Annotated in this window: 30 protein-coding genes, 2 tRNA genes and 1 pseudogene; 27 read left to right on the plus strand and 6 right to left on the minus strand. The window is 40.8% G+C overall.

Features of this window, described 5'->3' with window-relative positions; genetic code table 11:
- Positions 1-637 precede the first annotated feature (637 nt).
- The 9 genes from H9648_RS19480 to tsaD all read left to right on the plus strand — a co-directional run bounded on the left by H9648_RS19480 (position 638) and on the right by tsaD (position 7,661).
- Positions 638-1,786 carry a trans-sulfuration enzyme family protein gene (locus H9648_RS19480; protein WP_191755379.1) on the plus strand — a complete coding sequence of 383 codons (1,149 nt, stop codon included), beginning with the start codon at positions 638-640 and terminating at the stop codon, positions 1,784-1,786.
- A 110-nt stretch (positions 1,787-1,896) separates the two neighbouring features.
- Positions 1,897-3,276, plus strand: a complete 1,380-nt coding sequence (locus tag H9648_RS19485) for an amino acid permease (protein ID WP_191755380.1) — start codon at positions 1,897-1,899, stop codon at positions 3,274-3,276.
- Between the two features lie 141 nt (positions 3,277-3,417).
- Positions 3,418-3,494, plus strand: a tRNA-Met gene (locus tag H9648_RS19490).
- 109 nt (positions 3,495-3,603) lie between these two features.
- A tRNA-Asp gene (locus tag H9648_RS19495) sits at positions 3,604-3,679 on the plus strand.
- A 353-nt stretch (positions 3,680-4,032) separates the two neighbouring features.
- Positions 4,033-5,031, plus strand: a complete 999-nt coding sequence (thiL, locus tag H9648_RS19500; RefSeq protein ID WP_225219017.1) for a thiamine-phosphate kinase — start codon at positions 4,033-4,035, stop codon at positions 5,029-5,031.
- A gap of 9 nt (positions 5,032-5,040) precedes the next feature.
- Positions 5,041-5,493 carry a tRNA (adenosine(37)-N6)-threonylcarbamoyltransferase complex ATPase subunit type 1 TsaE gene (gene tsaE / locus H9648_RS19505; RefSeq protein WP_191755381.1) on the plus strand — a complete coding sequence of 151 codons (453 nt, stop codon included), beginning with the start codon at positions 5,041-5,043 and terminating at the stop codon, positions 5,491-5,493.
- Positions 5,493-6,188, plus strand: coding sequence for a tRNA (adenosine(37)-N6)-threonylcarbamoyltransferase complex dimerization subunit type 1 TsaB (gene tsaB, locus H9648_RS19510; protein ID WP_191755382.1), 696 nt, complete (start codon positions 5,493-5,495; stop codon positions 6,186-6,188). Before tsaE ends, tsaB begins: the two co-directional genes overlap by 1 nt.
- Before the next feature lie 10 nt (positions 6,189-6,198).
- Positions 6,199-6,648 (plus strand): ribosomal protein S18-alanine N-acetyltransferase, encoded by a 450-nt coding sequence (gene rimI / locus H9648_RS19515; RefSeq protein ID WP_066399684.1) that lies wholly within the window; start codon positions 6,199-6,201, stop codon positions 6,646-6,648.
- Complete coding sequence (gene tsaD, locus H9648_RS19520) at positions 6,645-7,661, plus strand: tRNA (adenosine(37)-N6)-threonylcarbamoyltransferase complex transferase subunit TsaD (protein WP_191755383.1); 1,017 nt, start codon at positions 6,645-6,647, stop codon at positions 7,659-7,661. Before rimI ends, tsaD begins: the two co-directional genes overlap by 4 nt.
- Positions 7,662-8,096: 435 nt before the next feature.
- On the opposite strand, the gene H9648_RS19525 is transcribed toward tsaD, so the two are convergent.
- On the minus strand, positions 8,097-10,037 hold the full coding sequence (locus tag H9648_RS19525; RefSeq protein WP_191755384.1) for an ABC-F family ATP-binding cassette domain-containing protein: 1,941 nt from the start codon (positions 10,035-10,037) through the stop codon (positions 8,097-8,099).
- Positions 10,038-10,457: 420 nt separating this feature from the next.
- Between H9648_RS19525 and moaC the strand changes: the two genes are divergently transcribed.
- The 4 genes from moaC to tatC are packed head-to-tail and all read left to right on the plus strand — an operon-like array spanning position 10,458 to position 12,638.
- Positions 10,458-10,961: a cyclic pyranopterin monophosphate synthase MoaC gene (gene moaC, locus H9648_RS19530; protein ID WP_191755385.1), complete on the plus strand. Its 504-nt coding sequence runs from the start codon at positions 10,458-10,460 to the stop codon at positions 10,959-10,961.
- Between the two features lie 45 nt (positions 10,962-11,006).
- Entirely contained in the window at positions 11,007-11,642 is a 636-nt protein-coding gene (locus tag H9648_RS19535; RefSeq protein WP_191755386.1) for a redox-sensing transcriptional repressor Rex, read from the plus strand.
- A gap of 18 nt (positions 11,643-11,660) precedes the next feature.
- On the plus strand, positions 11,661-11,843 hold the full coding sequence (locus H9648_RS19540) for a twin-arginine translocase TatA/TatE family subunit (protein WP_191755387.1): 183 nt from the start codon (positions 11,661-11,663) through the stop codon (positions 11,841-11,843).
- Between the two features lie 12 nt (positions 11,844-11,855).
- Positions 11,856-12,638: a twin-arginine translocase subunit TatC gene (gene tatC / locus H9648_RS19545; RefSeq protein WP_191755388.1), complete on the plus strand. Its 783-nt coding sequence runs from the start codon at positions 11,856-11,858 to the stop codon at positions 12,636-12,638.
- Between the two features lie 269 nt (positions 12,639-12,907).
- Here tatC and H9648_RS20935 read toward each other — a convergent pair whose 3' ends face one another.
- From H9648_RS20935 to H9648_RS19555, 3 genes are read right to left on the minus strand one after another with little or no spacing between them, the layout of a single operon-like run.
- Positions 12,908-13,036: a hypothetical protein gene (locus H9648_RS20935; protein WP_263600350.1), complete on the minus strand. Its 129-nt coding sequence runs from the start codon at positions 13,034-13,036 to the stop codon at positions 12,908-12,910.
- Between the two features lie 39 nt (positions 13,037-13,075).
- The gene (locus tag H9648_RS19550; RefSeq protein ID WP_137792220.1) at positions 13,076-13,279 is read right to left on the minus strand and encodes a YdiK family protein; all 204 of its coding nucleotides are present in this window, start codon (positions 13,277-13,279) and stop codon (positions 13,076-13,078) included.
- Positions 13,276-13,989: a CPBP family intramembrane glutamic endopeptidase gene (locus H9648_RS19555; RefSeq protein WP_191755389.1), complete on the minus strand. Its 714-nt coding sequence runs from the start codon at positions 13,987-13,989 to the stop codon at positions 13,276-13,278. Before H9648_RS19555 ends, H9648_RS19550 begins: the two co-directional genes overlap by 4 nt.
- A 246-nt stretch (positions 13,990-14,235) precedes the next feature.
- Between H9648_RS19555 and groES the strand changes: the two genes are divergently transcribed.
- Together groES and groL are read left to right on the plus strand one after the other, a co-directional pair.
- Positions 14,236-14,520: a co-chaperone GroES gene (groES, locus tag H9648_RS19560; protein ID WP_137792218.1), complete on the plus strand. Its 285-nt coding sequence runs from the start codon at positions 14,236-14,238 to the stop codon at positions 14,518-14,520.
- A 101-nt stretch (positions 14,521-14,621) separates the two neighbouring features.
- Positions 14,622-16,259: a chaperonin GroEL gene (groL, locus tag H9648_RS19565; protein ID WP_191755390.1), complete on the plus strand. Its 1,638-nt coding sequence runs from the start codon at positions 14,622-14,624 to the stop codon at positions 16,257-16,259.
- Positions 16,260-16,370: 111 nt separating this feature from the next.
- On the opposite strand, the gene H9648_RS19570 is transcribed toward groL, so the two are convergent.
- Together H9648_RS19570 and H9648_RS19575 are read right to left on the minus strand one after the other, a co-directional pair.
- Positions 16,371-17,534, minus strand: coding sequence for a site-specific integrase (locus H9648_RS19570; protein WP_191755391.1), 1,164 nt, complete (start codon positions 17,532-17,534; stop codon positions 16,371-16,373).
- Between the two features lie 2 nt (positions 17,535-17,536).
- Positions 17,537-17,992 (minus strand): helix-turn-helix domain-containing protein, encoded by a 456-nt coding sequence (locus H9648_RS19575; protein WP_191755392.1) that lies wholly within the window; start codon positions 17,990-17,992, stop codon positions 17,537-17,539.
- Between the two features lie 171 nt (positions 17,993-18,163).
- Here H9648_RS19575 and H9648_RS19580 point away from each other — a divergent pair, with 171 nt between their 5' ends.
- From H9648_RS19580 to H9648_RS21095, 12 genes and pseudogenes are all read left to right on the plus strand, one after another.
- Positions 18,164-18,376 carry a helix-turn-helix domain-containing protein gene (locus tag H9648_RS19580; protein WP_191755393.1) on the plus strand — a complete coding sequence of 71 codons (213 nt, stop codon included), beginning with the start codon at positions 18,164-18,166 and terminating at the stop codon, positions 18,374-18,376.
- 24 nt (positions 18,377-18,400) lie between these two features.
- The gene (locus H9648_RS19585) at positions 18,401-18,682 is read left to right on the plus strand and encodes a MerR family transcriptional regulator (protein ID WP_191755394.1); all 282 of its coding nucleotides are present in this window, start codon (positions 18,401-18,403) and stop codon (positions 18,680-18,682) included.
- Between the two features lie 15 nt (positions 18,683-18,697).
- On the plus strand, positions 18,698-19,582 hold the full coding sequence (locus tag H9648_RS21030) for a replication protein (RefSeq protein ID WP_191755395.1): 885 nt from the start codon (positions 18,698-18,700) through the stop codon (positions 19,580-19,582).
- A 14-nt stretch (positions 19,583-19,596) separates the two neighbouring features.
- Positions 19,597-20,451 (plus strand): ATP-binding protein, encoded by an 855-nt coding sequence (locus H9648_RS19595; protein ID WP_191755396.1) that lies wholly within the window; start codon positions 19,597-19,599, stop codon positions 20,449-20,451.
- Between the two features lie 12 nt (positions 20,452-20,463).
- Positions 20,464-21,000, plus strand: a complete 537-nt coding sequence (locus H9648_RS19600; RefSeq protein ID WP_191755397.1) for a sigma factor-like helix-turn-helix DNA-binding protein — start codon at positions 20,464-20,466, stop codon at positions 20,998-21,000.
- Positions 20,984-21,277 (plus strand): hypothetical protein, encoded by a 294-nt coding sequence (locus H9648_RS19605; protein WP_191755398.1) that lies wholly within the window; start codon positions 20,984-20,986, stop codon positions 21,275-21,277. The genes H9648_RS19600 and H9648_RS19605 overlap by 17 nt, the downstream gene beginning before the upstream one ends.
- Before the next feature lie 349 nt (positions 21,278-21,626).
- The gene (locus H9648_RS19610; RefSeq protein ID WP_191755399.1) at positions 21,627-22,184 is read left to right on the plus strand and encodes a hypothetical protein; all 558 of its coding nucleotides are present in this window, start codon (positions 21,627-21,629) and stop codon (positions 22,182-22,184) included.
- A gap of 17 nt (positions 22,185-22,201) precedes the next feature.
- Complete coding sequence (locus H9648_RS19615) at positions 22,202-22,390, plus strand: hypothetical protein (RefSeq protein ID WP_191755400.1); 189 nt, start codon at positions 22,202-22,204, stop codon at positions 22,388-22,390.
- Positions 22,391-22,537: 147 nt separating this feature from the next.
- Positions 22,538-22,714: a hypothetical protein gene (locus H9648_RS19620; RefSeq protein WP_191755401.1), complete on the plus strand. Its 177-nt coding sequence runs from the start codon at positions 22,538-22,540 to the stop codon at positions 22,712-22,714.
- Between the two features lie 10 nt (positions 22,715-22,724).
- The gene (locus H9648_RS19625) at positions 22,725-23,087 is read left to right on the plus strand and encodes a hypothetical protein (protein WP_191755402.1); all 363 of its coding nucleotides are present in this window, start codon (positions 22,725-22,727) and stop codon (positions 23,085-23,087) included.
- Positions 23,077-23,434, plus strand: a pseudogene (locus tag H9648_RS21090) (hypothetical protein); the annotation flags it as partial. The gene H9648_RS19625 and the pseudogene H9648_RS21090, both read left to right, overlap by 11 nt.
- A gap of 164 nt (positions 23,435-23,598) precedes the next feature.
- Positions 23,599-24,102, plus strand: a complete 504-nt coding sequence (locus H9648_RS21095; protein WP_404825775.1) for a phage tail tape measure protein — start codon at positions 23,599-23,601, stop codon at positions 24,100-24,102.
- Positions 24,103-24,284 lie beyond the last annotated feature (182 nt).

The following is a 24,284-nucleotide window of genomic DNA, read 5'->3' on the forward strand; positions in this document are numbered from 1 at the left end:
CTTGGATCGGGCAGGGAGCGGTTGTCGAGATTTAGCGAACGGCCTTTATTTTTGATTTTAGACTTAATGGAGGTTCACTCCGACTTAATTCGCTCGCATTTCGACTTAATTTAAGTGCATTCAGACTTATTTAGACCACGTAGATACCCCACTCCGTATGCTTCGAAGATCAGTTTCAACTACGAAACCCCTCTCAAAACCCTCAAAATAGGAAGAAGATGGCTGGAGCCATCTTCCACAACGCGATATTCTTCAGCGAAAGCTTCAAATTTCATCTCAAAAGTCCCTCAAGCAGCTCCTTCAACCATCATCCAAGCCAAAATACCCACATAACCACCCCTGTTCTCCCCTTCAAAACCACTAATCAGCTCTCTCCATCAACCTAACCCCACACAATTACGAGGTAATCCTCTTTTTATACGAGGTAATCCTGAATATATCCGTAAAACTCTATCATAATTCCGTAGATAAAAATTTTTATCCGATTTTCATCAAAGACAGCAGCTAGTTAATGCACAAATAACACAGACTCCATCAAAATAACTCCCACCAAAAAACAAACAAACCTCAACCCCATATCTCCAACCATTTTTATGCTAAACTAAAAGATAAAAAAACAATGGGGAGGCCATATAACATGAAAAATGTTCATTTCGATACATCCAGTGTGCATGCAAGTGGTCATAAAAGTGTGAAGTCAGTAAGTAAGATTAATCCGATCTATCAGACGTCAGCTTTTTCTTTTAAAGATTTAGATGACTTAGAGGATTATTTTAGAGGAAAGAACGACTATTTGTATACACGTATGAACAACCCCAACCAGAACGATTTTGCGAGTGGTGTGGCAAATCTTGAACAAGCTCCTGCGGGTGTTGTGACATCATCCGGTATGTCAGCCATTCTAGTTGGTATCTTAGCAGTTGCACAAGTCGGTGATCATATACTAGCTTGCGATGATCTGTATGGCGGCACCTATCAGCTTCTTTCTGATGACCTCAAAAGCTTTGGAATCGAAACCACGTTCGTTTCATTCAAGGACCTAGATGAGGTTAAACGAAACATCCGTAACAACACAAAGCTCATTTATTCAGAATCCATTACGAATCCTTTATTGCGTGTAGAGAATCTAGAGGGCCTTGTTTCCCTAGCAAAAGAACATAATCTTACGACGATGATCGATAATACATTCGCCACACCATATGTACTTCAACCGTACACAAAAGGTGTTGATCTAGTTGTTCATAGTGCGACGAAATATTTAAATGGCCATAGCGACGTGACAGCAGGAGTAGTAGTAGGGAAAGAGGAATTAATCGCAAAAGCTCAAGCGAAAATGATTCACCTTGGCTGTAATTTAGGACCGTTTGATGCGTGGTTAGCATCCAGAGGATTAAAGACGTTAAGCGTACGTATGGAGCGTCACATATCTAACGCCACTGAATTAGCGAACCAGCTTAAACAGACTGATGGAATTAAAACCGTATACTATCCAGAATACGTAAGTGAAAACGGAAATTCATCAATTGTTACCATAGAACTCGACGAGAATAGCAACGTGCATACATTCTTTAAATCATTGGATTGGGTTCATATCGTTCCAACACTTGCCGGTGTAGAGACGACGGTCTCATATCCACTCGGAACTTCACACCGTTCATTACCAGCAGAAACATGTGAAAAATTGGGGATCAATAAGAATGTAATCCGAATATCCGTGGGTATTGAAAATATTGAGGATATCGTTGCTGTTTTTAAAGAAGCTGCTAAAAAAGCCCTGTTACAATAGGGCTTTTAGGCTTTTTAATGTAATAAAAACGAAATTGTTTCTTTTTGTCGAAATGTGTTATGATACCTGAGTGAAAGCGCTTCATCATATACATCAAGGGAGGCATAAAAATGAAGCCAAAACAAGAATTACATCGTGGGCTCGAAGAACGACATATCACACTTATGTCACTCGGGGCCGCTATTGGAGTGGGCTTATTTTTAGGGTCAGCTTCAGCAATTGAAATGGCGGGGCCAGCCATTTTATTAGCATATGCATTAGGCGGATCTGTAATGTTCATCATTATGAGAGCGTTAGGTGAGATGGCGATTCATCAACCTGTTGCCGGATCTTTCAGCCGATATGCTAAAAACTATATTGGGCCACTAGCCGGTTATTTAACAGGCTGGAACTATTGGTTCTTATGGATCGTAACATGTATGGCTGAGATAACAGCTGTAGGTATTTATATGAAGATGTGGTACCCAGATGTACCTGTTTGGATTTGGGCACTATCTGCACTTGTGATCATGGCGAGCATCAACTTGCTTGCGATCAAAGCGTATGGAGAGTTTGAATTCTGGTTTGCCCTTATCAAGATCGTTGCTATCGTATTAATGATTATAACTGGGTTAGGCATGATACTATTTGGTTTTGGTAACGGTGGAGTGGCAACAGGAATCAGTAACCTTTGGGAAAATGGCGGTTTCGCACCAAACGGCATACAAGGAATCCTCATGTCTATGCAGATGGTTATGTTTGCATTCTTAGGAATTGAAATGATCGGTGTTACAGCAGGTGAGGTTAAGAATCCTGAAAAATCTTTAGCAAGAGCTGTAAACTCTGTATTCTGGCGTATCCTGATTTTCTACGTAGGGGCATTATTCGTTATCATGTCCATCTATCCGTGGGATCAGATCGGAACGCAAGGAAGTCCGTTCGTTCTTACATTTGAAAAAATCGGTATCGGACAAGCTGCTGGTATCATTAACTTTGTCGTTCTAACTGCTGCATTATCAAGCTGTAACAGTGGAATTTTCAGTACAGGACGTATGCTTTTCAACCTGGCTGAACAAAAACAAGCACCGGCAAAGCTTCATAAAGTAAGTAAGACGGGTGTCCCTTCTGTAGCTGTATTAGTTTCAGCTGGAGCACTTCTTATTGGAGTCGTGTTAAATTATCTTGTTCCTGAAAAAGTTTTCGTATGGGTAACAAGTATCTCAACATTCGGAGCGATCTGGACATGGTCGATTATTCTTCTGTCACAGCTTAAGTTCCGTAGAAGTTTAAGTGAAGAAGAAAAGAAAACGTTGAAATTTAAAGTTCCGTTCTTCCCGTACGGTTCATATATCGCATTAGCTATTCTAATCTTTGTTGTTGGTCTTATGGCATACTTCCCAGATACACGTATCGCCTTGATCGTAGGGCCTTGTTGGTTGATCTTATTAACAGCGATCTACTATTTAAAAGGGTTCAACAAACGCCCTGAGAATAACGATAAAGCAGCATAAAATAGAGGGCACAGGAAATAAATAAAATTTCTTGTGCCTAATATTTTTAAAACACTTGCATCATACTAATAAACGTGATATATTAATAAATGTCCGAAACAAGTTGTTATCTAAACCAGAAAAAACAACATTTTATAACGTCGCGGGGTGGAGCAGTCTGGTAGCTCGTCGGGCTCATAACCCGAAGGTCGCAGGTTCAAATCCTGTCCCCGCAACCAATTAAATTTCATGAACTACGTCGAGTAAACGTCTAGCCATGAAATATCGGAAGTGCCCAATGGGTGCAACCAATTAAATTTCATGAACTACATCAATTACATACAAGCTGGACCCGTGGTGTAGTGGTTAACATGCCTGCCTGTCACGCAGGAGATCGCCGGTTCGACCCCGGTCGGGTCCGCCACTTTTAAAAACGAAACAAGGTTTCGTGTTTTTTTATGTCTAAAAGTAAGTTAAACTAATATACAACTGTCACCTTAGGAGTTTTATTATAATCCTAAGGCTTTTTTATAATTTGAATGTTCTTTAAGTATATTCTTAGTTGTTTTTTTATGCTGTTGATTTCCGCTCCAGGTGCTTCGCTTTCCGCGGGGCGACCGGTGAGCCCCTTGCCGCTTTGCGCCCTTAAGGGTCTCACCTGACCGCTCGTCCTAGCCAAGAGTCTCGCACCTTCCGCTCCAATCAACTTAATCATTGAAGTCTTGTAAAGCTATTTAATAAAACTTAGTAAAGTAAACTCCAGAGAGGAGCACATCCATGATTAAAGATGAATTTGAATGGATTAACAGCATCACGCCTCGGCATTTTTTTCAACAAGAAGTGGTTCAAGGCATTGGTGATGACGCTGCTCTTTGGTCGGTGAACGAAGAGATGGATCAAATCGTTTGTGTGGACACCATGGTAGAAGGCGTTCATTTTACGAAGGATACTTTATCTCCTTATCAAACAGGCTTTAAAGCACTTGCTGTGAATGTAAGTGATATTGCGGCTATGGGTGGTATTCCGCAGTTCTATCTCGTCTCGATTGCGATTCCACCTGAATGGTCGGAGGATGAGCTGCAAGAGATCTATCGAGGCATGGGAGATCTTGCGGAGAAATACAAAATGGATCTTATGGGCGGCGATACCGTTTCTACAAAAGGGCCGTTAGTATTATCGGTGACGGTTATTGGAAAAGTAGAAAAAGGCAGATCTTTATTAAGAAGTAACGCGAGACCTGGAGACTCCGTATTTTTAACAGGAACAACGGGAGAATCAGCGGCAGGGCTCAACATTTTGCTTGAAAAAAAAAGACATGCTGAATTTACTTCAAACGAAGAAAAATGGACAAAAGAGCATCAGATGCCCATTCCTCATATCCAGCAAGGAAGAATTCTCGCAGGTAGCGGTTTTCGGATTTCTTTAAACGATGTCAGTGACGGAGTGGCGAGCGAATTGAATGAAATCGCTGAAGCGAGTACCGTTTCTATTCATATAGAAAGAAACCGCCTGCCTGTTAGTGAGTCCTTAAGAGATTTACCAGAGGCTGACGTGCTCAACCATCAGTTGTTTGGTGGAGAAGACTATGTACTGGTAGGGACGGCGTCAGAAGAAGACTTTAAGGTGCTGTCAGATACATTCAAAGAACATAGGTTGCCGCTTTATGAAATCGGAAAAGTTGGAGAAGCTGGTAAGGCTGAGGTCTATCTTCATAAACAGGGTGAGAAGCCTGAACTTCTCACGAAAAAAGGATTTAATCATTTTAGGGAAAGGTAAGGGGAAGTCATGAGTACTTATCAATACGAAACAAAGTCAGCGGAAGAAACGATGTCTTTTGCCGAAAAGCTGGGCTCTATTCTTCAAAAAGGAGATGTACTCACACTGGCTGGAGATCTTGGAGCTGGAAAGACGACTTTTACAAAAGGGCTTGCAAAAGGACTCGGAGTTACCCGTACAGTGAACTCTCCTACTTTTACCATCATTAAAGAATATAGTGGCCGATTACCGCTTTATCATATGGATGTGTACCGGTTAGAAAATTCTGATGAAGATCTAGGATTTGAAGAGTACTTTTCAGGTGATGGCGTCTGTGTGGTCGAGTGGGCCGTATTTATAGAAGACTATTTACCAGAAGAAAGACTTGAACTCGTTATCTCACATAAAGGGGACGACGAGCGTGAGATACAATTAAAACCTATCGGAAGCAGATACGAAGAACGCGTTAAGGAGATTATGTAATGAAAGTTCTTGCAATAGATACATCCAATCTTGTGATGGGGATCTCAGTATTGGATGAAGGAAAAGTGCTCGGTGAGTATATTACAAACTTAAAAAAGAATCATTCGATACGAGTGATGCCTGCGATTGAAGAAGTACTAAAAGAGACTGGGGTAAAGCCTGCAGAACTCGATCGCATCGTGGTTGCGAAAGGCCCAGGATCATACACAGGTGTCAGAATCGGTGTAACGATCGCAAAGACACTTGCGTGGACGCTTAAAAAAGAACTCGTTGGGATCTCGAGCTTAGAAGTACTTGCTCAGAGCGGTAAATACTTTGAGGGCTATACCGTTCCGTTGTTCGATGCGCGCCGGACACAGCTGTTTACGGGGCTTTACGGAAGAAATGATTCAGGAGAGTTTCAAAATCTTTGGGAAGACCAAATCATCTTATTAAAAGATTGGTTGGAAAAGCTTCAAACGCTAGATAAAAAGATATTATTTGTAGGCAGCGATCTGCCCCTGCACCAAGAAACGATTCAGAACATGTTGGGCGACCAAGCTGTTTTTGGACAAGTATCTGATCATAATCCTCGACCAAGCGAACTTGGACGTATCGGTATGACAAGCGAACCGGTTGATATCCATTCGTTTACACCAAGCTATCTTCAGTTGGCAGAAGCAGAAGTGAACTGGCTGAAGTCACAAGGGAAGTAGGGTGGATCTGATGGGAGAGCCTTATACATTCAGACTTGCAAAAGTAAGCGATATAGATGATATCCTTGGGATCGAGCAAGCCTCATTTGCAGTTCCATGGTCCCGAGAAGCTTTTTATAGAGAGATAGTTGAGAACCAATTCGCTCATTACCTCGTCATCGAAGACTCCTTTCAGCCGGTCGGTTATTGCGGCATATGGCTCGTTATGGACGAGGCACATGTTACGAACATCGCGATTCTTCCTTCATATAGAGGAAGAAAGCTAGGGGAGATGCTCATGAGAGAAGCGATTAAGCTCGCGAAGATGCATGGCGCTGTATCGATGACGCTAGAGGCACGCGTAAGTAATCATGTTGCACAGAATTTATATAAAAAACTAGGATTTGAAGCAGGCGGTATCCGGAAAAACTATTATAGCGATAATGGTGAAGATGCTTTAGTTATGTGGGTGGAATTATGATAAAAGATGAATTGATATTAGCGATAGAAACAAGCTGTGATGAGACAGCAGTAGCGATTGTGAAGAACGGTACAGAGCTGTTGGCAAACGTTGTCGCGTCACAGATCGAGAGTCATAAGCGATTTGGCGGCGTTGTGCCTGAAGTGGCGTCACGCCATCATGTTGAAGAAATTACGGTCGTGATTGAAGAAGCGCTGAATCAAGCGGGGTTAGAGCCAGGAGATCTCACGGCTGTAGCCGTAACAGAAGGACCAGGACTCGTCGGAGCACTATTAATAGGAGTTAACGCGGCGAAAGCGTTCGCCTTTGCACACAGTCTCCCGCTCGTTCCTGTGCATCATATCGCAGGGCACATCTATGCGAACCGACTTGTAAAAGAAATGACATTTCCACTGTTGTCTCTTATCGTCTCTGGCGGACATACAGAGCTTGTCCTGATGGAAGAGCACGGCACGTTCAAAGTGATCGGCGAAACAAGAGATGACGCAGCAGGGGAAGCGTACGATAAAGTGGCGCGAACGCTTAACATGCCATACCCAGGCGGTCCTCATATCGATAAGCTGGCACAAGAGGGAGAAGCGAACATCGACCTTCCTCGCGCTTGGCTAGAGCCGAACTCACTTGACTTCAGCTTCAGCGGCTTAAAGTCAGCTGTTATCAACACGGTTCATAATGCCACACAGCGCGGAGAAGTGATCAAGCCTGAAGATTTAGCAGCAAGCTTTCAAGCGAGTGTTGTGGATGTACTTGTGGAAAAAACATACCGTGCCGCAGAGCAATATAACGTAAAACAAGTCCTCTTAGCCGGAGGAGTAGCGGCAAACAAAGGACTTCGTCATATGCTAGAGAACCGTTTTAAGGGAACGAAGTACGATCTCGTCATTCCTCCTCTTCACTTATGCACAGATAATGCAGCTATGATCGGAGCTGCAGGAAGTGTGGCGTACCAAAAAGGAACGCGCGGAGATATGGCATTAAACGGTGTACCAGGGTTAGATTTAGAAGCGCAATAAGTAAAAAGCTCTTTTCCTTTTAAGAGGAGAAGAGCTTTTTTGTTATCGACGTAATTCGACATAAAACTCTTCATTTTTGTGGAAAAGTTATACACAGGTTTGTGGATAATGTGGACAATGGTTTTGAAACATTTGAAATAAAGGGTTTGTGTTATACACAATTCACACAATGTATACACATGTTCGTGTGGATAAAGTGGATAAGTCGTCAAAAAGTGCAAAATCCACAGGTTGATCTGTGGATAAGAATGATTATTCGAAATTTTCACTAGGTGTTTTTTTAAATGTATGAAGGGAATTGTGTGTAATCTTGGGGAAGAAGTGCGTAAGTGATGTCGAAACGTGCACAGCAAATGAAATGATGTGTGGAGAAGTGTAACAGCAAAACAAAAAAGCTGACAACCCTACAATAAAGTAAGGATATCAGCTTTCAACTTAAGCATTCTGAAGTTCTTCCCATTCTTCCATCAACGTTTCCATTTCTTCGTTCAAAGCATCTAGCTGAGATTGGAATTCTTGCGTCTTTTCATAATCTTGAAAGACTTCAGGTTTACAAAGTTCAGCTTCGGCCGAAGTGATTTTCGTTTCGAGTCCTTCAAGCAGACCCTCAATCTCCTCGATACGGCGCTGTCTTTTACGGTCCAGTTTCTTCGCTTCTTTATCGATCGAATTTTTCGCACCGTTTCCTTGGTTGGAAGAAGAGGTGTTAACCGCGTTCTCCGCTTTCTGGCGCGCGGCGATTTCTTCCCGTGCTTTCATCTCATTTTTCTTTTCCGTGTAATAGTCGTAGTCACCTAGATACTCGGTCACCCCTGTTGGTGCAAGTTCAACGACCTTTGTGGCGATACGGTTGATGAAATAACGGTCATGCGATACGAAAAGAATCGTACCTGGATAGTGGATCAAAGCTTGTTCAAGGATTTCTTTGCTATCGAGATCCAGATGGTTCGTCGGCTCGTCCAGCAGAAGAAGGTTTCCTTTTTCCATCATAAGCTTCGCCAGGGCAAGACGAGCCTTCTGACCACCGCTCAGCTCTGTTACAAGCTTTAGTACATCATCACCGCTAAACAGAAACTGTCCGAGAATCGAACGAATCTCTTTTTCCGTTTTTTCCGGATAATCATCCCATAGCTCGTTCAGTAGAGTCTTGCGGGAATGAAGATCTGCTTGTTCTTGATCATAGTGAGAAATCATAAGTCCACTGCCATAGCGTATATCGCCCGATATGAGCGGCAGCTGCTTACGTATCACTTTTAGTAAAGTCGATTTTCCGATTCCGTTCGGTCCAACGATCGCCACGCTGTCCTGGCGGTTTACCGCTACTGATACGTTCTTAAATAGTGGCTCACCGTCTTCATACCCCGTGCTTACGTTCTCAAGCTTTAGCACATCGTTCCCACTTTGTCTCTCAATCTCAAAAGAAAAGCTAGCAGATTTTTCTGAACCAGCGGGACGCTCTTTTAATTCCATCTTCTCTAACTGTTTACGACGACTCTGTGCGCGTTTCGTAGTGGAAGCACGCACGATGTTACGCTGAATAAAATCTTCTAACTTCGCAACCTGCTCTTGCTGCTTCTCAAACTCTTTCATCTCTTGAGCGAAGCGCTCCGCTTTTTGCTCGAGATAGCTAGAATAGTTACCTGTGAAACGGTACGATCGTTTTCTCGAAACCTCATAAACCGTCGTTACGATCTTATCGAGGAAATACCGGTCATGGGAGACGATCAAGATGCCGCCAGGATAACTCTGCAAATATTGCTCGAGCCATGTTAGCGTTTTGATGTCTAAATGGTTCGTCGGCTCATCGAGAATAAGAAGATCTGGTTTTGTTAAAAGAAGCTTCGCGAGTGCGAGTCTCGTTTTTTGCCCACCACTCAATGTGTTGATCTTCGTATCGCGATCGAAATCGGCAAACTGAAAACCATGAAGCACCGTACGAATCTCTGCTTCATACTGATAGCCGCCTTCATCTTTAAACGTAACTTGCAGCGCATCATAGTCTTTTAAAAGACGCTCATACTCCGCTTCATTCGCAATCACTTCCGGATCTCCCATGCGCGCTTCCATCTCACGCAGCTTTTTCTCTTTTTTACGAAGGTCTTCAAACACAGAGAGCATCTCATTCCAGATCGATTCATCCGAATCCAGCCCAGCATCCTGTGCAAGATAACCAGTCTTCACGTCTTTCGGAATCATGACATGACCAGAATCATAGGAATACTCACCAGTAATCACGCGAAGCAGCGTAGATTTACCCGCACCGTTACGCCCAACAAGCGCGATCCGCTCGCCTTTCTGAACCTCTAGCTTTATATTCGATAAAATAACGTCAGCGCCAAACGACTTCGTAACGTCCTGAACTTGTAAAATAATCATTGTGAATTCACCTCTATGGAAAACGGGTGGTGTTATTTATTTAATAGACTTATTTCAAAAGTGTGTTGCTTTTGAACAATGCTGAAAAATGCTTCATTGTAAGTTGGTTGGAGCGTAAGGCACGAGACTCCTGTGGGACAAGCGGTCAGGTGAGACCCTTAATGGCGCAAAGCGGCAAGGGGCTCACCGCCTGCCCCACGGAAAGCGAAGTGCCTGGAGCGGAGAACAACTACATCCATAAGCATGCATTTATACAATCAGCCTTTAAATAAACATTTAAACCCTGTCTAACTAGTAGTTTAGCGTAGTTTGGAGATTCGCGCCAACAAAGGGAATGTTCAACATTTTGCAATAATTACAAGTAAAATCTTAACGACAATAAAAGCGGTTTCGTGTATATTCATCATGAGGAGGGGTTATATGACAGAGTTTACCCATTTTAACGAAGAAGGCCGTGCACGCATGGTTGATATTTCGGAAAAAGAAACATCTCACCGAACAGCCGTAGCGGTAAGCGGGGTAACGGTTTCTGAAGAAGTCTTCCTTAAGATCAAAGAAAACGGATTTAAAAAAGGGGACGTTCTAGCCGTCGCGCAAATCGCTGGAATCATGGCTGCCAAAAAAACCTCTGACTGGATTCCGATGTGTCACCCGTTATCACTGACAGGCGTTGATCTGTCTTTTTCATGGGATGAATTAGCGGACAGCATGTATAAACTTAACATCCAAGTTGAAGTGAAAACGAAAGGCAGCACCGGTGTAGAGATGGAGGCGTTAACAGCGGCTTCTGCAGCGGCATTGACCGTCTATGATATGTGTAAAGCAGCGGATAAGGGAATGGTGATCGGACCTACATACCTTCTGTCGAAAACTGGAGGCAAGAATGGGGACTTTCTACGTTCTTCAAGCCCTGACAAAATATGATACAATAGGAATAGATAAGCTTTCTAAACTTGGAGGGCTCCAAATATGAACCAAGATCAGTTAAAAATACCACACGCAACAGCAAAACGGCTGCCCTTGTATTATCGTTTTTTGAAAAACTTATCATCTTCCGGTAAACAAAGGGTGTCTTCTGCTGAATTAAGCGAAGCCGTTAAAGTAGATTCTGCAACAATCCGCAGAGATTTTTCTTACTTTGGCGCATTAGGCAAAAAAGGTTATGGCTACAATGTTAATTATCTGCTGTCGTTCTTCGCAAAAACGTTGAATCAGGATGAAACGACAACCGTAGCGTTAATCGGAGTAGGTAACTTAGGCACTGCCTTTTTACATTACAATTTCACCAAAAATAACAATACAAAAATAGAAGTCGCTTTCGATGTAGACACAGCTAAAATCGGCAACGAAATTGCCGGAGTACCGATCTATCACACAGAAGACATCGAGCAAGAGCTGAAGAACCGAGGCATCGATGTTGCGATCCTGACTGTTCCAGTAGGAGCCGCTCAACCGATCGCGGATCAGTTAGAGCGCGCAGGTGTAACAGGCATCTTAAATTTCACACCGGCACGATTGACCGTCTCACCAAAGATTCGTGTCCATCACATCGATTTAGCTGTTGAATTGCAATCGCTTGTTTATTTTATGAAAAACTATTCTTAAAACAAGGAGGTAATCGTTATGTTAGGACCAGGAAGTATCGCGGTAATCGGACTTGCAGCTCTTGTTATGTTTGGACCGAAAAAATTGCCTGAGCTAGGAAAGGCAGCAGGTAAAACGCTTCGCGAGTTCAAGAATGCAACAAAAGGCATGATGGACGAAGAAGATGACAGCAAAAAGGAACGCGAACAACTGAAGAAGTAAGGATGTTTGTCTATGACCTCTGAAAAAAATATGTCGCTATACGGTCACATTGGCGAATTACGAAAGCGCATCATGTGGGCGATCCTAGCTTTCTTCGTATTCTTGATCGCTGGATTTTTCTTAGCCAAGCCCGTGATCGTATATCTGCAAAGTGATCCAATTGCAAAGAACATTCAGATGAACGCTTTTCATCTAACCGATCCACTGAACGTGTACATGACGTTTGCCTTCTTCATCGGCCTCGTCCTATCCGCACCAGTGGTGTTGTACCAACTCTGGGCATTCATCAGCCCAGGTCTTTATGAGAACGAACGAAAAGTAACGCTCATGTACATCCCGATCGCATTCGTGCTCTTCTTAACGGGACTCGCATTTTCGTACTTTATTCTTTTTCCGTTCGTCGTCAGCTTTATGGGAAATGTCGCCGTGGCACTAAGTGTAGAAGGAGAATACGGAATTCAGGAATACTTTTCATTCCTATTCAACATCACACTGCCGTTCGGACTGTTGTTCCAGTTCCCGGTCTTGATCATGTTTCTGACTCGACTCGGAATCGTAACACCTGATTTCCTAAAGAGCATACGAAAAGTAGCTTACTTCGGGATCTTAGTAGTAGCGGGATTGATTACACCGCCAGAGCTGCTGTCTCACTTGATGGTTACGTTCCCGCTTATCCTGTTATACGAAATCAGCATCATCATTTCGAAGGCAGCTTATAAAAAACGAATGAGAGCCGAAGTCGAAGCACTCGTAAAAGAACGAGAAGCCCAGGCAGAAGCTATGTATCATGATTAAGAAGAGGATGACTCCACGCGGGTAATCCTCTTTTTTGTGTGGTTGGATTGAAGCTGCGGTATGGGAGAGTGGGAGTGGACAGTAAAAATGGCGAAGTGGACAGTATTTCATCGAAAGTGGACAGTAAAACTCAAAAAGTGGACAGTATTTTCGTGGAAGCCGACAGTAAGCATCGTTAGAGGTGGCTTGCGGCCTATTCAGGTGCCACCTAAAGTACTGAAACAGCCTTCGTTTTGGTGTAGGTGATGATAATCTGTCGGATTCGAAGACTAATCTGTCCGATTGGCCGTATAATCTGTCCAATCCCCAACATAATCTGTCCATTTCAGCCAATAATCTGTCCAATCCCACCTCCGCCACTGGCCAACCTCACAAAGCATCACCAAAATCCAACACAAACAAAAAAACTGCCTCCAATAAGAAGCAGTTTCCCCATATTATTTCTTCTTTTTTCTTTTTAAATGGTTGTTTAATGCGAAATAGCGGATGGCATTGGCGTAATCGAAGGTTGCTACGACCATCGTGATGATCGTCCAGAAGCTTGTCATGCCGTACTCGCTAGCGTAATGAACGGCTAAGTAAGTAAAGACGACTCCGATCCCTAGATATAAAAATGCCATAAACAGTGGTGATGTCTTCATAATAGTCCTCCAATAATCAATTGCGCTGTTTCTAGCTGTTGTTCCATTTCTTTGATTTTATCGGCAAATAATACTTGAACGATCAAAACGAGCGTGTTCATGGCAACGTGTGCCGCGATCGGTACGATCAGGCGTTGCGTTCGAACATACAGAAAAGCGAACGTGAAGCCCATAGCCGTATAGATTAATAAGTGTGTGAAGTCCGCATGAACAGCAGCAAAGATTAAAGAACTGATCAAAGCAGAGATAAAGAAATTAAAGCGTTTATGAAGAGAGCCGAAAATAATCTTTCGGAAGATGATCTCTTCTAGTATTGGCCCAACGATGGCCGTTACAATCATAAAATATTTAACGTTTTTCACGATCTCAACAAGTTGCTTCGTGTTTTCCGATCCAGGTTGAATGCCAAAAAGTTTCATCTCGATCATGCTCGCGATAATTTGAGCGGCGTACGCCATGAAAATACCGATGATCGACCATAGAACAGCAGAGCCTTTTGAGACGCGCTTAGAGTTTCGGTGGCGTTCTCTCATTTCAGGGATCAGCATGTAAAGGATAATAACAAGAGCCGCGATAAAGCTGAACGTTCCCCACATTCCAAAAAGTTGATTTCTAGGAACACCAAGTTCATTTAACAGTGGAATCCCAATGTAACCTGAGAATTGCATCACGATATATATGAAGATGATCCACCAATATTTTTTCTTCAAATTACCTTCTCCTTTACGTACAGCCCTAAAAATAATTACGTTTCATACCTCTTTATATGCTTACCCATTTTAACATAGAATAGGCAGGGCTCGCGAGGATATCGAATTTGAGGGTAATTCGATTTATATTTAGATTTCTCACTTGCAAAATTTTTTAGTTTTATTTATTATTAGAAATGGAGTTAGCACTCACTAACAAAGAGTGCTAATAAGAAATCTTTTAACTATTTAAGGAGGGTGTTTCACTTGTTAAAGCCACTAGGTGACCGTATTATTATTGAGCTTGTAGAAGGTGAGGAAAAAACTGCAAGCGGCATTGTATTGCCAGATTCAGCAAAAGAAAAGCCTCAAGAAGGAAAAGTTGTTGCTGTAGGTACAGGTCGTGTAACGGATAACGGCGAGCGTATCTCTTTAGAAGTTTCTGAAGGCAACACGATTATTTTCTCAAAATACGCAGGTACAGAAGTTAAGTACCAAGGTAAAGAATTCTTGATTCTTCGTGAGTCTGACGTTTTAGCGATCGTAGGCTAAACGTTAGGTAACTGGGAAGCTTCAATGTTTTGAAGCTACATAAATCAAAATTAAAGCATATGTAAGTCACTAACTTTTAAAATTAATGGGAGGGTTTTTACATGGCTAAAGATATTAAATTTAGTGAAGACGCACGCCGCTCGATGCTTCGTGGTGTTGATGCACTAGCAAACGCTGTAAAAGTAACACTTGGACCAAAAGGACGTAACGTTGTGCTTGAGAAGAAATTCGGTTCTCCTCTAATCACAAACGACGGTGTTACAATCGCAAAAGAAATCGAGCTTGAAGATGCATTCGAAAACATGGGTGCTAAGCTTGTAGCTGAAGTTGCGAGCAAAACGAACGACGTAGCAGGAGACGGAACAACAACTGCAACAGTTCTTGCTCAAGCGATGATTCGTGAAGGATTAAAGAACGTAACAAGCGGAGCAAACCCAATGGTACTTCGTAAAGGGATCGAAAAAGCAACGGCTGCTGCTGTTCAAGAACTAAAAGCGATCTCTAAACCAATCGAAGGCAAAGAGTCTATCGCACAAGTTGCGGCGATCTCTGCAGCTGACGAAGAAGTAGGACAATTGATTGCTGAAGCGATGGAGCGCGTTGGAAACGACGGCGTTATCACGATCGAAGAATCAAAAGGATTCACAACAGAGCTTGAAGTGGTTGAAGGTATGCAGTTCGACCGCGGATACGCATCTCCATACATGGTAACAAACTCTGACAAGATGGAAGCAGAGCTTGAGAACCCGTACATCCTTATCACAGATAAGAAGATTACGAACATCCAAGAAATCCTTCCAGTTCTAGAGCAAGTTGTACAACAAGGGAAATCTCTATTGTTGATCGCTGAAGACGTTGAAGGTGAAGCACTTGCTACATTAGTAGTTAACAAGCTTCGCGGAACATTCAATGCAGTAGCTGTTAAAGCTCCTGGATTCGGTGACCGCCGTAAAGCAATGCTAGAAGACATCGCGGTACTAACTGGCGGTGAAGTGATTACAGAAGAGCTAGGTCTTGATCTGAAGACTGCGAACATCACGCAGCTTGGTACAGCTTCTAAAGTTGTGGTTACAAAAGAAAACACAACTATCGTAGAAGGTGCTGGAGAATCTTCTAAGATCGCAGCTCGTGTTAACCAAATCAAAGCACAACTCGAAGAAACAACTTCTGAGTTCGATAAAGAAAAATTACAAGAACGCCTAGCGAAATTAGCGGGTGGAGTAGCCGTAATCAAAGTTGGTGCAGCTACAGAAACTGAGCTTAAAGAGCGCAAACTTCGTATCGAAGACGCACTTAACTCAACGCGTGCAGCAGTTGAAGAGGGTATCGTATCCGGTGGTGGTACAGCTCTAGTTAACGTGCTAAAAGCGATCGCTCAAGTAGAAGCGACTGGCGACGAGTTAACAGGTGTGAAACTAGTACTTCGTGCATTAGAAGAGCCAGTTCGTCAAATCGCACACAACGCAGGTCTTGAAGGATCTGTAGTGGTTGAGCGTCTGAAGAACGAAGAAATCGGAATCGGCTTCAACGCTGCAACGGGCGAGTGGGTAAACATGTTTGAATCTGGAATCGTTGACCCAACAAAAGTTACACGTTCAGCTCTACAAAACGCAGCATCCGTATCTGCTATGTTCCTAACAACAGAAGCAGTAATCGCGGATAAGCCAGAAGAAAACGCTGGCGGCGGAATGCCTGACATGTCCGGAATGGGCATGGGTGGAATGGGCGGCATGATGTAATTAGGGTCTAGAAACCCTTTTATATCAACGTTTCAATAAGATTTTAATTTGTATTGTCCGCGGATTTGTCCGCGTGAGGTTTGAAAAGACATTAAATAAAAGAAAAACCGCTTAAGAGAGAAGGTCTTTCATCAGTTTACTAAACTGTTGGGAGGCCTTTTCTTCCATGTTCGCGGTCATATGAGCATAGATATTCATTGTAGTGTTGATATCGGTATGCCCTAACCTCTGCTGGATCTCTTTAACCCCAACGCCAGCCTCAATTAATAAGGATGTATGAGTATGTCGGAATGAGTGGGGAGTGATGTTTTTTTCAATTCCTGCTTTCTTCAGCAAACGTTTAAGTCTGGTCTCTATAACTTTTCTTAATTGTGGATGCCCATCATCACGAGCAAAGATAAATCCTGAATCTTTATATATTTTTCTGTTTTTCAATTTAATCTCATTTTGTCTAATCCTGTGTTTATTTAACATGTTTACAAGCATATCATCAATACGGATTGTCCTTATAGATCCACTTGTTTTAGGTGTGAGTAATTCGTATTTCTCATAGTTATTAGTGGGATTATATAGCGTTTTGGTTACACGCAGCTTTCCTTGTCCTAAATCAACGTCTGCCCATTTAAGTGCAAGTAATTCCCCTATACGTAATCCGGTATAGGAAAGGGTAGTAAATACAAGTTGATCCATTTCTAAACCGTCGGTATTAGATAAGTTTAGAAAGGCAGCAAGCTCTTCTTTCTCCAAAAACTTATATTCCTCTTCCTTATTCTCCAGGTCCTCTACTTTTGCTTTAGGTTTGGGCAAATGGATATTTTCAGTAGGATTTATTTTCATAAGCCCTAGATCTACAGCGTGACGAAAAATCATTCGTCCGCAAGCATGAATACCACTCATATAATTAGGGCTGTATTTTGCTGACAATTCATTTATTCTATCCTGGTACATTTTCTTTGTAATGTTTTTAATTGGATAAGGTCCCCAGACACTAATAAAGTGCTTCATTTCCTTATCTCTAGCCCTAACGCTACTTATTTTAACTTTAGGTCCATATGACTTTAACCAGTCATGGGCGAAGGTTTCAAAAGGCATAGATGATTCCTTTGTGAAGGTCCCATTCTCAATTTCTCTTTCGATAATACGTGCAGCTGCCTGAGCATCCCTTTTCTTTTCAAATCCACCTTTAGAAATTTGTCGACGCTTCTTAGTTAGCGGATCTATGCCGTAATCAATTATATAACTCCATCTTTCTCCACGTTTGCGGTAGTGCGCCATGGTTATTCCTCCTTCTTACTTCTACCAGAATATAAAATATCCAAATACGCAGTAATAAGTTTTTTATCATGTTCATTTATCAAGTGATCATTGTAAAAAATTTTAGGTTTCTTAAGAATATCAGCGATATTGATAGGTTTTGAATTTTTAGGTGAAATTTCACGAAACTGTTTTTCTATCTTTATTTCATTTTCAACTTCATTAAAGAATTCCTCAGCATGGAGAATAAAGCTGCTCTCAGCATAATATCCTGCTTTCTCCATTAGGTTTATATAACTTACACCTAAAGGCTCAGCTAATTTACGTAGGATTTCCGGAGATGGAATTCCTTTTTTTCCGTTTTCAATTTGGGATAAATAGGGCTGAGACAATTGAGTTTGTTCTCCTAAATCAATTAGTGTAAATCCATTATTCTTCCTTAATGTCTTAATGTAAGCACCAAACTCTGCTGCATCCATATATTCACTCTCCTCTAACGACATTCAATATTCCAGTTCATTATAACAGAAATATAACAAATAGAAATATTTTTATTACAAAATAAAATAAAAGTATTGCTATAAGGAATATTATGGTGTATCTTATAATCAAACATTGCTATTAGTAATAATGACCAGGAGGTGAATACTTTGGAAATTAGACTTAAAAGTGTTGATGAGTTTAACAAACTTCTTTTGCGCAAGGGTTATTCAAAAAGAGCTTTAGCTAATAAAGGGAATATGGGACAAGCAACAATACATCAAATTAGTAAAGGTGTAAGAAAGCCTAGTCCGCCAGTAGCAAAACGTATTCTTGAAGCTTTAGAAGTAGAATTTGATGAGATTTTCACAATAGAAAAATGAATTATTTGGAAGAGGTGAATTTAATTGATTCAAATAAAACTGGATGATGACCAGCTAAAGGATATGTATCTTGCTGAAGTTAGAAAGCGCTTGGACAAGTTTGAAGCTGAGTCGTTCCTCATGGATTCTAAGCAACTATGTAAGATGCTTTCATTATCATGGCCAACAGTGGTAGACACTTTCTTAAGCGATCCTAACTTCCCATCCATTCGGTTAGGTAGTAAGTGGCTATTCAACAGAATGGAAGTTCAGGATTACATTAATCGGTGGTCCATAGAGATTAAAAGACGGGATCAAGTGAAATAAAACGGGGTGGGTGATGTGGCAGACGTTCAGCCAGAAAACGGATTTACAAAGATAGCGAATGAAATTCTTGAAGAAATGCAAAAGTACAAATTCAATCTGAATGAAGTAAAAGTAATCATGTGCCTATGGCGGTTTACTTATGGGTTTCAAAGAAAGAAACACAATATGTCACTTTCCTTTATCGAGAATCATACTGGTTTAACTAGAACCAGGGTTAATAATTCATTAAAAAACATGATAAAAAACAATGTTGTTATGGCCGAAAAAGGTGCTGCCAATAAGGGTAATTTGTACTCGTTCAATAAGAATTACGATGAATGGAAAACAGAAAAGTATTCATGTTTCGGTAGTGTACAAAACGATACTAGTGTGCAGGGTGATACTAGTGTACAAAACGATACTACTAGTAGTGTACAAGATGATACTACAAGTAGTGTACGAAACGATACCCAAGAAAGAAAAGATAAAGAAATATCTAAAGAAAAGGATGATCGTCAGATGGACAAGCCAAATCCTTTTTCTGAATATGAAAAACACTTTGGAATATCTTCAGCAGTATTTAAAGCAGACGTTGATCACTGGATGGACAATAGCAATTTTAAAGAACCAGAAGAAATCATTGTGGAAGTAATTAGACGATCGAGTTTACATACACCAAGAAACCCAGCTAAATATATTAACACTTCATTGTCTAATTTACACAAAGCATCATTGTTTACACTGCAGGATGTTTTGAAGCACTACAGCAAGAATGACAGAAAACCCAATAATAAAAAGCCTACGTCAGTAGAGATGTACTCAAAGCGTGGATACTTTAGCAAAGATGAATGCCAGACTTGGACCCGTGAACAATGGGCGCAATGGGAAGAAGAATTACAAAATGATCCTGATTTACTTTAGGAGGTACAAATAATATGAAAAGTGCAACGGCCACAATTAATTTAGACCTTCTTGATCCGTTAAGAACATTAGAGAAATGCATAAGTAAAGACATCTTACCAATTGAAGCTGTGTTTCATTATTTTAATTGCAATGGATGCCGACAAGATAAAGTTCAGGGTTGGAAGTATCGGGATGAAATAGATGGACAATGGAAGTTCTTCACAATAGTAAATAGGTGTTCAGACTGCTTTAATGGTCGACAATCCAAAGAAGTGTTTTCTGAAATTCAGCAGCAAAGAAATCAACGGTTAATGGACCAGTATTGGCTTATAGACCCAATGCTTAAAGAAGCAGGATTTAAAAATTATCAAGTTCATAATCCTGTTCAAGAAAATGCTAAAAAGATAGTTTCACAGTTTGTTAGATCTGGAGTTAAAGGGAAATTCGAACCGGAAAATTTATTGATCATAGGGAGTTTTGGTTCCGGCAAGTCCCATTTAGCTACAGCTGCAGCAAGAAGTTTTAAAGAAAAAGGGTTGTGTACCGGGTTTCTTATGGAAGAACATTATATCTCATTGATTCATTCTTCTTACAATGGTGGGAGAAAAAAGGAAGCTGACATTCTTCAAGACCTTAAACGATTTGATGTACTTGTTATGGATGAGCTAGGTTCTGAGAATTACAAGATGGAAGAATCATCATGGGTATCGACCAGGCTTCTACATTTAATTAATGCCCGTAAAGGTAAGGCAACTATTTATACAACGAACTTAAACACTGAGACTCTTCCAAAGGCAATAGGAGAAAGAGCGTATAGTCGATTGAAGGTTAATACAAAAATCGTTGATTTGTATTCTACTGATTATCGTGACAACTTTCTTCAGTAAAAGGGGGACTTCATGGAAGATCTTCTTGAAAACTATAAAAGTGCTCTGAAATACATTGAAGCGATTGATGATGCAAGCGAAGAGGATAAAGCTTTATTGAATGGAATGGCAAGCAATCTCCGGTACTCCATTGAATGGATGAATTCAGGAAGAAGACCAGGAAACAAAAGAGGTATTGAAAGAAGAGCAGCATACCAGAGAGAGAAGCCTATAGATCCGCTCGTCATGCAAAAGTTTTTTAAAAGCAGCAATAATGACCCTTACACCTGGATAGACCAAAGTCCAATTAGTGTTATAGCGGAAAGTGACAAAGAAAGAATTATGGATGCACTTTGTGTATTAACGGATAAAGAAAGAGAAATGTATTTGATGTCGCGTGGGCATTGCCTTACATATTCTCAGATAGCTGGATATTTTGTCACAACAAGAAGTGCGGTACAAAACAATGTGGAACGTGCTGAGAAGAAGATCAGCAAGCGCATAAATAGCAGTCTTTTCTGCTCAGCACCTTTGAAAGGAGGTTGTAGTAAAAGTGATAACCAAAACTAAACAGATCATAGAGGACCTCCAAGGTAAACAGTGCCAAGTGTTTGTTTTGGGAAATGGTGTGAAGAGTGAATATGTTGCTGAAGTAAAAAAGATTTCTGAAGTGGAGATGTTTTCAAAACTAACAATCAACTTTAAAGGAAAAGGAAAGCCGTTTCTTACTTTATCTGACCCTTACAGCTTTGTAAGAAATCAATCAAAAGATGAATTAGTATATCACTTTTATAGTGGTGAAGAGTTGAATTTGATTATTGGCTACAAAACTGAAAAGGAGAATTGAGTTTAAATGCCAAACATCAAAAAGGATTTACGTATTATAAGTAGCTTACTAAATAAAAGAGTCTTACGAAATTTATATTCATTTTTGTATCAACCTCGCAAGTCTTCTCCTCCATTACGAACAAAGAAAGAAAACTTATTAGCAAAGATTGAACGACTCAAGATGGGTATCACAATTGAAGAATATGAAAAAGGTCGTTCGTGTACCACTTTGGAAAGAGTGCATAACATTCGTAACAAGCAAAGGAGATCTAGCAGGACTCCGACCATTCAAAGCTTAGACATTAGCAAAATGAAATACGGTGAGATAATTAACCACAAATCTAAATAATAAAAGGAGTTAATGCTAAATGAATTTCTTAAAGGTATATAAAAGTAAAATGGACCACTTAAGAGGGAAGATGCAAGAGCTGCAGGCTGAGAACGATCGTGATCAAGAAAAGCACAACGAACTAAAAGTACATTATGATTCTTTAGTTGTTGCGCTTGATTTTGAAAAAGCCAGCAAAGTAAAGCAACAGATGAAGCAGCTGGAAACAGAAATGGAAACTCGAGCAGATATGTTTGATGTACTCAGACTTAAATTGCAAAGCGGTGATAAAGATGCCGCGATTGAAGCTGCCAAGGAGTTTCATGCTGAGAAGTCAGAATATCTAAAGCAGGTTGGAAAACTTGTTACACAGCTTGATAAGAAGCGAGCAGAATACTTAGAACTACTATCTCAGGCTAGGGATATTAATAACACACTTACTATTGCTGGTAGACAATTAGGGACACTTCAAAAGGTAATAGACTGGAAGAGTCCAGAAGTTGAAATGGCAATAGGGTTTAACTACACCATTGAGGCTAACAGATCCAGAGGGGAAATCAATCTTAATGATTATTTAGTGGGGCACCACAATTTATAAAAGGAGATGAAAGAAAGATGGAGTGTGAAAAGCGAGTAGTTGATCCAATAAACAAGCAACTAGAAGAAGAACAAAGAAAGCTAGATCCTTATAAAGCGTATCGAGAAGAAAAGCTGGATGAAGAGTTAAAGAAACTAAATGTTTCTGAAGAAGAAAGAGAAAAAAGAAAAGCAATATTACTTGAGTATGAATTACATCTAAAATAATGCCAAACTGAATCCCCCCGGTTATTGAATCGCGGACGAGCTCAATAGGGACCGGAGGGGGAGCTTTCGTGAACGCACAGGGCATTTTCATATGAGGGGGGGTCAAAGCCTCCTCTTTTATTTTACTAAAGGATGGCGGGGAGATGAATGGCCAGAAAAAACAAAAATAGTTTTACAGGGAAGTTCACTTCTAAAAAAGCAAAAATGATTTTCTCTTATGATCAACGTTTTAGAAAAATGGTCAAAGAAATTAATGAACTAAAAGCGGAAAGACGCCAAACCCACAAAAAGGGTATGGTAAGTGAACTTTGGAAACTAAAATGAGGTGAAGATTTTGGAGAAAATAATTGAGATTGATGGAAAATTTATACCCTTTAAAGGAGATAGACAGATATACAGTCAGTATCAGAAATTATTAAAAAGGAACTTGTTTAGTGACCTTGGAGAAGTGTACAACATTGTCGCGCTTAAGATCTCTCCTCGAACTTCTCCAATTAAAGACTTAAACAAAATAGATTTTGAAGCGTTAACTCGAATAGTTTGGTTTTTCGCATGGAATGCAGATCCAACTATTCCTAAACCTAAAAAGTGGATTGATCAATTTGAAAAGTTTCCAATCGTAGATATTTTAGCTAATCTTTCAGATCTTATGATTTACTCTTCCACTAAAGAAAGGGGTAGTATTCATGGCAGATAAACGAATTAAAGGAATAACGATAGAGATTGGCTCTGATACGGTAGGATTACAAAAAGCCTTAACGGATGTTAACAAAAAGAGTAACTCACTAACTAAAGAGCTAAAAGACGTTGAACGCTTATTAAAATTTAATCCAGGTAGTGTTGAAGCTTTGGCACAAAAGCAAAAATTACTTACTGATCAAATTGAAAACACTTCTGATAAGTTGAAACAGCTTAAAGAAGCAGAAAAGCAAGTTCAAGATCAATTTAAAAATGGAGATATTTCTGAGGAGCAGTATCGCGCTTTTAGACGTGAAATAGAGTTTACCGAAGGATCCTTAAAAGGTTTTGAAAATAAATTAGAAGCAGTTACTAAAGAGCAAAATCAAGCTGGGGATTCAGCAAAAGATACAGGTAGGAAAATAGAGGGATTAGGTGATAGCTTTTCTGATGTAGGTGATGCTTTAGCTGGTGCGTCTGGCCCTGTGGGTGATTTTGTAGGTGGTCTAGCGACAGCACCTTGGGCAGCGATGGCTGGTGGAGTTGCAGCAGTTGGAGGTGCAGCACTTTCTGCAGCGTTACAATTCGAAGATGCAGATGCCAAAATCCAAGCTTCTTTAGGGGTCACTAAAGATCGAGCTAAAGAATTAGGAGAAGTTGCTGAGGAAGTTTGGAAAAATGGTTGGGGCGAGAGTATAGATGAAGTAGCAAATTCAATCGTTACTGTGTCTAAGAACCTTAGAGATCTACCAAAAGAGGAACTTCAAAAAGCTACTGAATATGCACAGATACTTTCTGAAGCAATGGGAGTAGATGTGGCCGAATCTACGAGGTCCGTTAAACAATTAATGTCGACCTTTGGGATGACAGCTCAAGAATCATTTGATTTTATTACTAAGGGATTCCAAGAAGGATTAGACTTCAGCGGTGAGTTCCTAGACAGCATAAACGAGTACTCTCCGCAATTTAAAGCGGTAGGTATGGATGCTACGGATATGTTTACATTATTCAAACAAGGTGCAGATTCGGGTTAAATATAGCCCCTTATGATGGTGACATTATAAGCAAACCCTGAATATGCTGGAAACTCCTAAAGCCTTTGGTACGAGCTTAAAGCCGTTATAATTCAAAGGATGAAACAATGGACAATCAGCAGGCATAGCCCTTTTTAGGGAAGGCCCCAACGACTACCAAGGGGGAACTCATTAAGAGTTTA

This window comes from Fictibacillus norfolkensis, from assembly GCF_014836645.1.
Classification (GTDB): Bacteria; Bacillota; Bacilli; order Bacillales; family Fictibacillaceae; genus Fictibacillus; species Fictibacillus norfolkensis.